Source organism: Streptomyces boetiae (assembly GCF_031845405.1).
Taxonomy (GTDB): Bacteria; Actinomycetota; Actinomycetes; order Streptomycetales; family Streptomycetaceae; genus Streptomyces; species Streptomyces boetiae.
Genome location: NZ_JAVREN010000051.1, coordinates 26,255 through 38,481, shown reverse-complemented (window position 1 = coordinate 38,481; position 12,227 = coordinate 26,255). Strand labels below are relative to the sequence as shown.

10 protein-coding genes are annotated in these 12,227 nt (G+C 73.1%); 2 read left to right on the top strand and 8 right to left on the bottom strand.

Annotated elements, in window-relative coordinates; genetic code table 11:
* Positions 1-97: 97 nt before the first annotated feature.
* The 6 genes from RM780_RS23920 to RM780_RS23895 form a co-directional block, all read right to left on the bottom strand.
* The gene (locus RM780_RS23920) at positions 98-970 is read right to left on the bottom strand and encodes an alpha/beta hydrolase (protein WP_311632952.1); all 873 of its coding nucleotides are present in this window, start codon (positions 968-970) and stop codon (positions 98-100) included.
* A 64-nt stretch (positions 971-1,034) separates the two neighbouring features.
* Complete coding sequence (locus tag RM780_RS23915; RefSeq protein WP_311632951.1) at positions 1,035-1,769, bottom strand: ABC transporter ATP-binding protein; 735 nt, start codon at positions 1,767-1,769, stop codon at positions 1,035-1,037.
* 2 nt (positions 1,770-1,771) lie between these two features.
* Positions 1,772-2,485 carry an ABC transporter ATP-binding protein gene (locus RM780_RS23910; protein WP_311632950.1) on the bottom strand — a complete coding sequence of 238 codons (714 nt, stop codon included), beginning with the start codon at positions 2,483-2,485 and terminating at the stop codon, positions 1,772-1,774.
* A complete protein-coding gene (locus tag RM780_RS23905) occupies positions 2,482-3,495 on the bottom strand; it encodes a branched-chain amino acid ABC transporter permease (RefSeq protein WP_311632949.1) in 1,014 nt (337 codons plus the stop codon). Before RM780_RS23905 ends, RM780_RS23910 begins: the two co-directional genes overlap by 4 nt.
* A 1-nt stretch (position 3,496) precedes the next feature.
* Positions 3,497-4,357, bottom strand: coding sequence for a branched-chain amino acid ABC transporter permease (locus RM780_RS23900; protein WP_311632948.1), 861 nt, complete (start codon positions 4,355-4,357; stop codon positions 3,497-3,499).
* Entirely contained in the window at positions 4,354-5,607 is a 1,254-nt protein-coding gene (locus RM780_RS23895; protein WP_311632946.1) for an ABC transporter substrate-binding protein, read from the bottom strand. The genes RM780_RS23900 and RM780_RS23895 overlap by 4 nt, the downstream gene beginning before the upstream one ends.
* Before the next feature lie 316 nt (positions 5,608-5,923).
* Between RM780_RS23895 and RM780_RS23890 the strand changes: the two genes are divergently transcribed.
* On the top strand, positions 5,924-7,438 hold the full coding sequence (locus RM780_RS23890) for an FGGY family carbohydrate kinase (protein ID WP_311632945.1): 1,515 nt from the start codon (positions 5,924-5,926) through the stop codon (positions 7,436-7,438).
* A gap of 96 nt (positions 7,439-7,534) precedes the next feature.
* On the opposite strand, the gene RM780_RS23885 is transcribed toward RM780_RS23890, so the two are convergent.
* On the bottom strand, positions 7,535-9,463 hold the full coding sequence (locus RM780_RS23885) for an AMP-dependent synthetase/ligase (RefSeq protein WP_311632944.1): 1,929 nt from the start codon (positions 9,461-9,463) through the stop codon (positions 7,535-7,537).
* A gap of 1 nt (position 9,464) precedes the next feature.
* Complete coding sequence (locus tag RM780_RS23880) at positions 9,465-10,784, bottom strand: acetyl-CoA C-acetyltransferase (protein WP_311632942.1); 1,320 nt, start codon at positions 10,782-10,784, stop codon at positions 9,465-9,467.
* Positions 10,785-10,891: 107 nt separating this feature from the next.
* Here RM780_RS23880 and RM780_RS23875 point away from each other — a divergent pair, with 107 nt between their 5' ends.
* On the top strand, positions 10,892-12,226 hold the full coding sequence (locus tag RM780_RS23875) for a 3-oxoacyl-ACP reductase (protein ID WP_311632941.1): 1,335 nt from the start codon (positions 10,892-10,894) through the stop codon (positions 12,224-12,226).
* The last annotated feature ends 1 nt before the right edge of the window (position 12,227 follow it).

Here is a 12,227-nt window from a genome sequence, read left to right as displayed (position 1 = left end):
AAACGCCGGGGGGCCGGGTGTTCACCCGCGGGGCCCGCGGCTCCCCTCCTCCCCCCTGGCCCCCCTGGCCCCTCAGGCCCTCCGGGCCCTCAGCCCCTCAGGCCGCCGGAACGTCCGAGCGCTGCGCCGTCACGCGGTTGATCCACCGCGTCAGGTCGGCCACCACCTCGTCGCGGTTGATCTCGTTGAGCACCTCGTGCCGGGCCTCCGGGTAGATCCGGTAGGTCACGTCCGTCAGGCCCGCGCCCCGGTAGCGGCCCACCAGCAGGTCGCTGAGCGTCAGGCGGGCGTTGAGCGGGTCGCGGTCCCCGACCGCCACGTACAGCGGGAGCCCGGAGGGTATGCCCCGCGGGTCGGCCATCCGCCGCGCGGCCTGTGCCAGGTCGGCCGCTCCCCGCGCGTCGAGCGTGAAGCCGCACAGCGGATCGGCGATGTAGGCGTCCACGTGCCGCTCGTCGCGGCTGAGCCAGTCGAACTCCGTGCGCACCGGCTGGAAGGTGTCGTTGAACGTCCTGAACAGGTCCACGTCCTCCCCGCCCTCGGTGATCTCCGCCGTGCGCCGCTCCGGCGCGGTGGTCCCGGTCAGCGCGGCCCCGGCCAGCAGCGAGGCGTGCTCCAGCAGGTACTGCTGCACCGCGAAGGAGCCCATGCTGTGGCCCAGCAGGATCAGCGGCAGCCCGGGGTGCCGCTCCAGGGCCGTGCGGGAGACGGTGACCAGGTCCGCCACGAGCAGGTTCCAGCCGTCCGCGCCCAGATGGCCGGGGCCGGCGTGCATGCTCAGGCCGTGCCCGCGGTGGTCGTTGGCGTACACGATGTACCCGGTGGCGTTCAGGTACTCCGCGAGGTGGGCGTAGCGGCCCGCGTGCTCGCCCATGCCGTGGGCGATCTGCACGATGCCGCGCGGCGGGATCCTCGGGTGCCACTCGTGCACGTGGATCCGGACGCCGTTCTCGCTGGTGAATTCGAACATGAGGGGTTTCCTTCGGTGCGCGTCAGGGCGGGCGGCGCCGGGCCGGGGCCGGCGCCGCCCGGGTTCAGCGGGGCTGCGGCCCGGCGGCCGGCCGGTCCCCGGTGCCGAGGTAGGCGTCGGAGACGGCGTCGCCGCCGATGAGTTCGTCCACCGGGCCGCTCGCGGTGACCTGGCCGTGGGCCAGCACGTAGGCCGTCGAGCACAGCCGCTCGACCAGGCGGACGTTCTGCTCCACCAGCACCATGGCCGTTCCGTCCCGGGCGATGCCACGCAGGACCTCGCCCACCTCCTCGACGGCCACCGGCGACAGGCCGGAGGACGGCTCGTCCAGGAGGACCAGGCGCGGGTCGGACATCAGGGCGCGGGCGATGGCCACGGTCTGCTGCTGGCCGCCGCTCAGCCGCCCGGCGGCCTCGGCGCGGCGGTCGTGCAGCCAGCCGAACCGCTCGTAGGTGCGCGCCAGCCGGGCCTGCCGGGTGGCGCGCGGCTGCCCGTAGGCGCCGAGCAGGAGGTTGTCCTCGATGCTCATGCTGGGGAACAGGCGGCGGTTCTCCGGGCACAGGGCGATCCCGGCCCGGACCAGGGCCCGGGTGTCCAGGGCGGTGACGTCGCGGCCGTCGAAGGTGATCCGGCCGCCGCGGCGCGGGACGTGCCCGAGGATGCCCAGCAGGGTGGTCGTCTTGCCGGCGCCGTTGGCGCCCAGGATGCCGGTGACGGTCCCGGCCTCCGCGGTCAGGCTCACCCCGCGGACGGCCACGGTCGGGCCGAAGGCGACGGTCAGGTCGGAGACGGTGAGCACGGTCAGGCTCCTCCCAGGTAGGAGGCGATGACCGCCTCGTCGGAGCGGATCTCCTCGGGGGTGCCGGTGGCCAGGACCTTCCCGGTGGCCATCACCAGGACGGAGTGGGCCAGCGGCATCAGGAACCGCATGTTGTGGTCCACCACCACGACGGCCACGTCCAGTTCGCCGGCGACCCGCCGCACGGCCGTGGCCAGGGACTCGGCCTCGCCGCCGTCCATGCCGACGGCCGGCTCGTCCAGCAGCAGCACCCGCGGCCCGGTGGCCAGGGCCAGCGCGATCATCGCCAGCCGCTGGTGGGCGCTGGTCAGCGCCGTGCAGCGCCGGTCGAGCTGCCCGCCCAGGCCCAGCAGCCCGGCCAGCTCCTCGTCGGACCAGAACGGCCGGGAGTCCCGCCGTTCCCCGTGGGCGAGGCTCAGGCTCTCGCGCAGCGTCCAGGTCGGGAAGAGGCGGGTGGTCTGGAAGGTGCGGGCGATCCCGGCGCGCGCGGCGCGGTGCGCGCCGCGGCCCGAGGCCGTCCGCCCGTCCAGGGTCACCGTGCCCGCGGTGGGCGCCAGCGTGCCGGCGAGCATGCTCAGCAGCGTGGTCTTGCCCGACCCGTTGGGGCCGATCAGGCCCAGGATGCGGCCCGGCTCCAGGGTGAAGGACACCCCGTCGACGGCGGCCACGCCGCCGAACTTCTTCACCAGGCCGTCCACGGTCAGCAGCGCGCTCATGACGCGGCTCCCCTCGCCCGCACGTACCGCCACAGGCGGGCCAGCCCGCCGAGGATCCCGTCGGGAACGACGAGGGTGACGGCGATGAACAGCACGCCCAGCACGATCTGGCTCACGCCGGGCCCCAGGTCGATAAGCTGCGTGAAGCTCAGGACGACGGCCGCGCCGACCACCGGCGCCAGCAGCCGCCCGGCCCCCGCCAGGCCCAGCGCCACGAACATCAGGAAGCTCTGGGAGAACGTGAACTGCGAGGGCGCGATCACGCCGTTGTACTGCGCGAACAGCACCCCGGCCCAGGCCCCGAAGCCCGCCGAGAGGACGAACGCCACCAGCTTCACGCGCGCGGTGGGCACCCCCGCGTGCTCGGCCAGGTCCTCGTCCTCCCGGATCGCCCGCAGGCGCGCGCCCAGCCGGCTGCGGGAGAGGAGGTAGAAGACGGCCAGGCCCACGGCCAGCGAGATCGCCATCAGCCGGACCGTGGCGTCCAGGGTGTACCCCAGGTCCACGGGCCGCCCGTTGGGGCCGCCGGTCCACTCGCGGGCGTTGGTGAAGACCAGGGTCATCACCGCCGTGAAGAACAGCGTGCCGATGGCGAAGTACTGCCCGCGGGTGCGGGAGAAGACCATCGCCACGACCAGCCCGCCGAGCATCGTTCCCGCCACGGCCAGCACGGAGGCGGCCGTCATCGACCAGCCGCGCTCCAGCAGGATCGCCGAGAGGTAGGCCCCGCCGCCGTAGAAGGCGGCGTGTGCCAGGCTCGGGTAACCGCCAAGACCCTGCACGAGGTTGAGGCCCGTCAGCGCGATGGTCCACATCACGGCGAGCAGCGCGACCTGGCCCTGCTCGCCCTTCAGGTTCGTCAGCAGCCAGTGCGCCAGCACGCCCAGGGCGGCGATGCCGGCGAAGACCCCGGCGTGCCGGGCCCAGGGGCCGGCCGCCCCCCGGGCGGCCGGCGGCGCGGGCCGCGGCCGGCCCTTGGCCGCCGCGGTCGGTGGTGCGGAGGCAGTCACGTCAGGCCACCCTTCTGGCGTTGGTGCCCACGAGCCCGCCGGGCCGCAGCACCAGGACGAGCACGAGGAGGAGGAATCCGAAGGCGCTCTGGTAGGCGGAGCTGATGTACGCCGCGCCCAGGCTCTCCACCACGCCCAGCACCAGGCCGCCGATCACCGCGCCCGGGACGCTGCCCAGACCGCCGAGGACCACGACGACGAACGCGCTCAGCAGCACCTCGTCCGCCATGTAGGGCGAGATCTGGAACGTCGGGGCGTAGGCCACGGCCGCCACTCCGCCCAGCAGCCCGGCCACCAGGAACGCCAGGGTGTACTGCCGTCGCATGGGGATGCCGAGCATCGCGGCGGCGTCCCGGTCCTGGGCGACCGCCCGCATGGCCCGCCCCAGCGAGGTGCGCGAGAGCACCAGGTGCAGGGCGGCCAGCGAGACGAGCGCCAGGACGATCAGGGCTGCCCTCACCCCGGACAGGGACACCCCGCCGACCTCGATCAGCACGTCGTCGTAGGGAGTGTCCAGCGAACGCCCCTCGCCGCCGTACATGCCCAGTGCCGAGTTCTGCAGGACCAGCATCAGGCCCAGCGCGACCGCCGGGGCGGCGGCCGGTTTCCCGATGATCCATCGGTAGGCCAGCACCTCGGTGACCACCGAGACCACGCCGCCGCACGCCACGCCGAACAGGGCCGCCAGGACGAACGGCGCGCCCGCGTCGCTCGCCCACCAGGTGGCGTAGGCGGCCAGGACGATGACCCCGGCGTGGGCGAAGTTCGGGACCTCCATCACGCCGAAGACCAGGGTGAGCCCGACCGCGACGACCGCGAAGAGGCAGCCGAGGAAGACTCCGTTGACCAGGACCTGACTCATGCGCAGGGGTCCTCGACCAGCTCGGGCTCGACGACCTGCCCGTCCTCGACGTCGAAGCGCATCACGCTGCCCAGGGTCTGGCCCTCGGAGCACCAGGTGGAGACCTCGGACTCGGTCCGCGCCATCCGCTCGGTGAAGAGCTGCCCGTCCTGGCCCGGCAGCCAGCCGCTGACCGTGCCCTCGGGGACGCCGATCTCGTGCAGCGCCGCCTCGATGGCCTCGCGGTCGGTGGTGGTGCCGGCCTGCGCCATGGCCTCGGCCACGATGAAGGGGAAGTCGTAGGCCCACATCGTCAGGTCCTGCGGGTACTCGTTGTACCGCTCGACGTAGTCCTCGGCGAAGGCCACGGTGGCCGGGTTGTCCGAGGTGGCCGGCATGGTCCCGGCGCAGTCGTAGTTGTCCTCCATGATCGAGTTGAACCCGCCGCCGAGGATGGCCTCGGCCTGCTCGGGGTTCACGCCGGCGCTGTGCAGGACCGGCCCGTCCCAGCCGGACTGCCGCAGTTGCTTGAGCACCGGCAGGATCACGGCGGTGACGCTGGAGAGATAGATCGCGTCGGGGTCCGCCGCGACGGCCCGGTCGATGGCGTTGCTGTAGTCGGTGGCGCCCAGCGGGAACTCGGTGCTGGCCGCGATGTCGACGCCCTCCCGCTCCGCGGACTGCTCCACGAGCTGCGTCAGGCCCTCGCCGTACGCCTCGCCCGCGGCAGTGATCACGGAGATCGAGTCCACGTCCAGCTCCTGCCGGGCGTAGTACAGACAGCCCGGCACGTAGGTGGGGGAGTCGCCGCGGGTGCGGAAGAAGTGGTCGCTCAGGTCCAGGATCGAGGGGTAGACGCTGTCGATGATGTTGACCATCGGCAGAGGGGTGCGCTCAAGCTGCGGCACGTAGGTGTCGGAGCCCAGGCCGTAGGCGACCACCGGCACCTCCTCGGCCTGCGCCAGCTCGCGCAGCGCGGTGACCCCGCTGGTGGCCGCGTCGGAGCGGTCGTCGGCGAACTCGATGCGCATCTCGTACTGCCGGCCGTCCACCTCGAAGCCGCGCTCGTTCAGCGCCTCAAGACCCATCTGCATGGCGTTCTTCGCGGGCGGGCCCAGCGTCGAGTACACGCCGGACATGGAGAGGATGGCGCCGACGGTCACCGTGCCGTCGCCCTCCCCGGACCCGCCGTCCGAGGCGCAGGCGGCGGTGGTGCCCAGCAGCGCGGCGGCAAGGACCGCCGAGGTCGTCTTCGCGTACGTCTTGCGCATAGTGCGTCCTTCGTCAAAGGGATGGGCGGTGCCGGACCCGGGGGCCCGGCGCGGTCCCGGCGGTGGGGTGCCGCGGACCGGCCCGGCCCGCGGCACCGCGACGCGCAGCACTTATGACAGCCTTGTAAGGGCCCGGTGAACAGTCGGGAACGTCCTACTCCGGCGGCGTCTTCGGAGCGCGCGGGGCGCCGGCGGAGTACGCCGCGGCCCCCGCGGGGGCTCCTTCGGAGTACTCCTGGGGCCACGGGACGCTTTCCATTGCCCGACGCCGGGTGACCACCTAGGCTCCGTGCGTCCTCGCGAGAAAGGTGCAGCCGTGGGCCGCTATGTCCTGGGAGTCGATCAGAGCACCTCGGGCACCACCGCGCTGATCGTCGACCGCGGCGTGCGGGTCCTGGCGCGCGGGCAGGCGCCCGTGCCGCGCTACCGGCCGCGCCCCGGCTGGGTGGAGCAGGACCCGGCCGAGATCTGGGCGGCGACCCAGCGGGCCATGAGGCTGGCGTTGCAGGACGCGCGCATCCCGCCCGACGAGATCGAGGCGATCGGGCTGAGCAACCAGCGCGAGACGACCGTCGTCTGGGACCGGGAAACCGGCGAGCCGGTGGGCCGGGCCATCGGCTGGCAGGACCGGCGCACCCAGGCGCTGTGCGACCGGCTCAGCGCCGAGTGCGGCCCCGAGGTGGAGGCCCGCACCGGACAGATCATCCTGCCCAACTCCGCGGCCACCAAGCTGCACTGGCTGATCGAGAACGACCGGGGCGTGCAGCGGCTGCTGGCCGCGGGCCGGCTGCTGTACGGCACGGTGGACAGCTGGCTGCTGTGGAACCTCACGGGCGGCCGGACGCACGCCACCGACTGCTCCAACGCCTCGGTGACGCTGCTGCTGAACGCCCACACGCTGGCCTGGGACGAGCCGCTGCTGGAGTGGCTGGGCATCCCCAGGGCCGTGCTGCCGCAGGTCCGCGCCTCGGCCGATCCCTTCGGCACCACCGACCCGGACCGCTTCTTCGGGGAGCGGGTGCCGGTGGCCGGGATGGTGGGGGACCAGCAGGCGGCGCTGCTGGGGCAGGGCGGCATCAGGACCGGGATGGCGAAGAACTCCTACGGCAGCGGGGCGTTCCTGCTGATGAACCTCGGCCAGGAGTTCACCCCGCCCTCCCCGGGCCTCTTCTCGCCGGTGCTGTGGGCGGTGGACGGCGCCGTCTCCTACGGCCTTGAGGCGATGGCGGACGTGGCGGGGGCCGCGCTGCGCTGGCTCCAGGAGGGCCTGGGCCTGGTGCGCGACAGCGCGGAGGCGGCGATGCTGGCCGAGCGGGTGGAGGACACCGGCGGGGTCTACTTCGTGCCCTCCTTCGTCGGCACCGGCGCCCCGCACTACGACACGCTGGCGCGCGGCTCGATGTTCGGCATCACCGAGCGGACCACCCGCGGGCACATCGCGCGGGCGGCCCTGGAGGGGATGGCCTACCAGACGCGGGACGCGGTGGACCTGATGCGGGCCGGGACGACCGTGCCGATGGACGTGCTGCGGGCGGACGGCGGCGCGGCGCGCAGCGACTTCCTGCTGCAGTTCCAGGCCGACATCCTGGGCGTTCCCGTGGAGCGGCCACAGGTGATGGAGACCGCGGCCCTGGGGGCGGCGGTGCTGGCCGGGGTGCAGGTCGGGTTCTGGGACTCGCTGGAGGAGACGGCCGGGCACTGGACGCTGGGGCGGCGCTTCGAGCCGCGCTGGCCCGACAGCCGGCGGGACGCGGCGTACGCGGGCTGGCTGGAGGCCGTGGAGCGCTCGGCCGGCTGGGGCGCGACCCGCCCGGACCGCTCCGCCTCCTGACGCCGGGCCGCTCCGGGCCCGTCCGGCAGGGAGCGCGCAAGGGAAACGGCCCGGGCGCGGAGACCGCACCCGGGCCGTCGTGCCGAACGGCCGCGCTCAGCCGCCGTACAGCTCCTCGATGTCCTTGGCGTAGGTCTCGGCCACGGCCTTGCGCTTGACCTTGAGGGAGGGGGTCAGCAGGCCGTTCTCCTCGGTGAAGTCCCCGTCCACGATGAGGAACTTCCGGATCGACTCCGCCCGCGAGACGGCCTCGTTGGCGTAGTCGACGGCCCGCTGGATGTCGGCCTGGAGCTCCTTGTCGTTCCGCAGCTCCGACAGGGGGGTGTCCCTGGGGCGCTTGCGGACGCTGAGCCAGTGGTCCATCGCCTCGGGGTCGAGGGTGACCAGGGCGCCGATGAACGCCCGCCCGTCGCCGACCACCATGCACTGGCCCACCGGCGGGCGGCTGCGGAGGCGGTCCTCCAGCACGGCGGGGGAGACGTTCTTGCCGCCGTTGGTGATGATGATGTCCTTCTTGCGGCCCGTGATGGTGAGGTAGCCGTCCTCGTCCAGCGCGCCGATGTCCCCGGTGGCGAACCAGGAGTCCGCGTCGAGGACCTCCTTGGTGGCGGCGGGGTTGTTCCAGTAGGAGCCGAAGACCGTGCCGCCCTTGATCAGCACCTCGCCGTCCTCCCCGATGCGGATCGCGCTGCCGGGCACCGGCTGGCCGACGGTCCCGGGGCGCGGGTCCAGCGGGGGGATGAGGGTGGCCGCCGCCGTCGTCTCGGTGAGGCCGTACCCCTCGTAGATCACGATCCCGCAGCCGAAGAAGAAGTAGTTCAGCTCGCTGTCCAGCGGCGACCCACCGCTGATGGCGTAGCGGACCCTGCCGCCCAGGGCCGTGCGGATGCGGCGGTAGACCAGCAGGTCGTACAGCAGCCGCGCGGCCGAGAGGCCCAGGCCCGGGCCGGGGCCCGTGCCGAGGTACTTGGCCAGGGAGGCCTTGCCGTAGGCCACCGCGATCCGGTTGGCCCGCTCGAAGGAGGAGCCGCGGCCGATCTTCTCGGCCGTCGCCCGGCCCGTGTCGTGGATCTTCTCGAACAAGTAGGGGACGCCCACCAGGAACGTCGGCTGGAACGCCGCCAGCTCGGGCCGGAGTTCGTCCGGCTTGATGCTGGGGCAGTGCCCGATCTCGATGCGGGCCATCAGGCACGCGATCTGGATCGTCCGGCCCAGGATGTGGGCCAGGGGCAGGAACAGCAGGGTCGAGGCGGTCTGCTTGGTGACCTCCTCGAACACCGGCTTCAGCAGCTCGACGAGGTTGGCGGCCTCGGCGTGCAGGTTGCCGTGGGTGAGCACGCAGCCCTTGGGCCGCCCGGTGGTGCCGGAGGTGTAGACGAGGGTGGCGATGGTCTCCGGAGTCATCAGCGCGCGCCGCTGGTCGACCTCGCTGTCCGGGACCCCCCGGCCCAGCTCGGTGAGCTGGGACAGGGCGCCGGCGTCGATCTGCCACAGCCGCGGCTGGGGAAGGTCGCGGGCCAGGTCGGAGATCGCGGTCTCCGCGGCGGCGGCGTGATCGGCGTTCTCCACGACGATGGCGCTGGCCGAGGAGTCCCGCAGGATCCACTCCACCTGATCGGCCGAGGAGGTGGCGTAGATCGGGACGGTCTGCCCGCCGGCCGCCCAGATCGCGAAGTCAAGGACGGCCCACTCGTAACAGGTGCGCGCCATCACCGCGACCCGGCCGCCCGGGCCCAGGCCCGAGGCGATCAGGCCCTTGGCCACGTCCGTGACCTCGCGGGCGAACTCGGCCGCCGTCACCGGCTCGTAGCGTCCGCCCACCTTGCGCCGGATGACGACCGCCCGCGGCTCCTGGGCGGCGTTGGCGAACGGCACGTCGGCGATGCTGCCCTTGGTCGGGGGAGTGACCAGCGGGGGGATCCGCACCTCGCGGACCACCCCGTTCTCCCGGACGACCTCGGGCTTGACGCGGGCCCCCAGATGCCCGCTGCTCTTCGCCCTCTTCAGGTCCTGGCGTGCACCCATGTCAGCTCCCTTGCTGGCTGTGCGGGCTTTCGAGGATGGCGGTGACGCCGAGGCCACCGGCGGCGCAGATGGAGATCAGGCCCCGCAGCGGGGCCTCGCTGCCCTGGGAGCGCTCGTGCAGCAGCTTGGCCAGGGTCGCCACGATCCGGCCGCCGGTCGCGGCGAACGGGTGGCCGGTGGCGAGCGAGGAGCCGTTGACGTTCAGCCGGTCGCGGTCCACCGTGCCCAGCGCCTTCTCCAGGCCCAGGCGGCGGCGGCAGAAGTCCGCGTCCTCCCAGGCGGCCAGGGTCGCCAGGGTCTGGGAGGCGAACGCCTCGTGGATCTCGTAGAGGTCGACCTCCTCCAGGGTCAGCCCCGCGGCCTCCAGCAGCTTCGGCACCGCGAACACCGGGGCGGTCAGCAGCCCGTCGGGGCCGGTGATGTAGTCCACCGCGGCGGTACGGGAGTACGTGATGTACGCCAGCACCGGCAGGCCGTGCTCGGCCGCCCACTCCTCGCTGGCCAGCAGCACGGTGGAGGCGCCGTCGGTCAGCGGGGTGGAGTTGCCGGCCGTCATCGTCGGGTTGGGCCCGCGCTTGCCGAAGACCGGCTTCAGGCGCGCCAGCTTCTCCACCGAGGAGTCGGGGCGGAGGTTCTGATCCCGCGTCAAGCCGCGGAAGGGGGTGACCAGGTCCTCGAAGAAGCCCCGCTCGTACGCCGCGGCGGCCCGCTGGTGGCTGGTGGCCGCCAGCTCGTCCTGGGCCTCGCGTGAGATCCGCCACTCGGCGGCGGTCAGGGCCGCGTGCTCGCCCATCGACAGGCCGGTGCGCGGCTCGGCGTTCTGCGGGATGTCGGGGACGACGTGCCGCGGCCGGACCCGGCTGAGCGCCTTGAGGCGGTCGGGGGTCGTCTTCTGCCGGCGGGCCCGCAGCAGCACCTTGCGCAGGTCGTCGTTGATGCCCAGGGGCGCGTCGCTGGCGGTGTCCACGCCGCCGGCGACGCCGGCCTCGATCTGCCCCAGCGCGATCTTGTTCGCGACCAGGATGACGGCCTCCAGGCCGGTGCCGCACGCCTGCTGGATGTCGTAGGCGGGGGTGCGGTGGTCCAGCTTGCTGCCCAGTACCGTCTCGCGCGCCAGGTTGAAGTCCCGGCTGTGCTTGAGGACCGCGCCCGCGACGAACTCCCCGAGCACCCGGCCGTCCAGGCCGAACCGGTCGACCAGGCCGTTCAGCGCGGCCGTGAGCATGTCCTGGTTGGAGGCGGTCGCATAGGGCCCGTCGGAGCGGGCGAAGGGGATGCGATTTCCGCCGAGGATCGCCACACGGCGCCCGACCGCTGTCATGGCAGTCTCCCTCTCTCCTTGTTGATGTGTCCTGGGTGGTCCTTGTGGTGGCAGGACCGACTGACTTAACTTGCCAGTAGACTTACCCTTCAGTAAGGAGGAAATCAATGGCTGATAGGTACCTCACGTTCGCCAACAGTCGTCCCGGCGACTTCATCACCTCGCGGCTCGGACTCCCCAAGCCCGTTGAGCTCAAGCGGTACCGCCCAGGTCAGCCCTTGACCCGGGGGCCCGTGGAGGTCGGCCAGGCCGAGGGCTCGCGCGTGGCCAAGCGCGTGCGTGACATTCTCGACTCGGCGGGCGTCACGGTGGAGGAGGGCGCGCAGCGGCCCTCCGGCCTGGTCTTCGACGCGACCGGGATCACCGAGTCGGGGCAGCTCTCCCAGCTCCACGCGTTCTTCCACCCCCGCATCCGCTCGCTGGCCCCCCACGGCCGGGTGGTCGTCATCGGCACGCCGCCGGAGCTGGCCTCGGGCCCGGGCGAGGCCGCCGCCCAGCGTTCCCTCGAGGGCTTCATCCGCTCGCTCGGCAAGGAGCTGCGCAACGGCGCCACCTCGCACCTGCTGCTGGTGGCCCCCGGCGCCGAGGACGCGCTGGAGTCCAGCCTGCGCTTCGCCCTCTCCGCCCGCTCCACCTACGTCTCGGGGCAGGTCCTGCGGCTGGCCCCGTCCCTGGCGGCGAGCGACGCCCCGGCCGAGTGGGACCGCCCGCTGGCCGGGAAGACCGCCATCGTCACCGGCGCCGCCCGCGGCATCGGAGAGACGGTCGCCGAGGTGCTGCACCGCGACGGCGCCCGCGTGGTCTGCATCGACGTGCCCTCCGCGGCCGAGCCCCTGCGCCGGGTCGCCCGCCGCCTCGGCGGCAGCAGCGCCCTGGAGCTGGACATCACCGCCGACGACGCCGGCCGCCTGATCACCGAGCACCTGGCCGAGAAGCACGGCGGCGGCGTGGACGTCATCGTGCACAACGCCGGCATCACCCGGGACCGCACCCTGGGCCGCATGAAGCCCGACAAGTGGGACTCGGTCGTCGCGGTCAACCTCACCGCGGTGGAGCGGCTCACCCAGGCCCTGCTGCCCGAGCTGCGCGACGGCGGCCGGATCATCGCCACCTCGTCCATCAGCGGCATCGCTGGCAACGTCGGCCAGACCAACTACGCGGCCAGCAAGGCCGGCCTCATCGGTCTGGTCCAGGCGCTCGCGCCGGAGCTCGCGGACCGCGGCATCACGATCAACGCCATCGCCCCCGGCTTCATCGAGACGAAGATGACCGCGGCCGTTCCCCTCTTCATCCGCGAGGCCGGCCGCCGCCTGAACAGCCTGGGCCAGGGCGGACAGCCCGTGGACGTGGCCGAGGCCGTCGCCTACTTCGCCTCGCCCGGCTCCGGCGCCCTCACCGGCCAGGTCCTCCGGGTCTGCGGCCAGGCCCTGCTGGGGGCGTGAG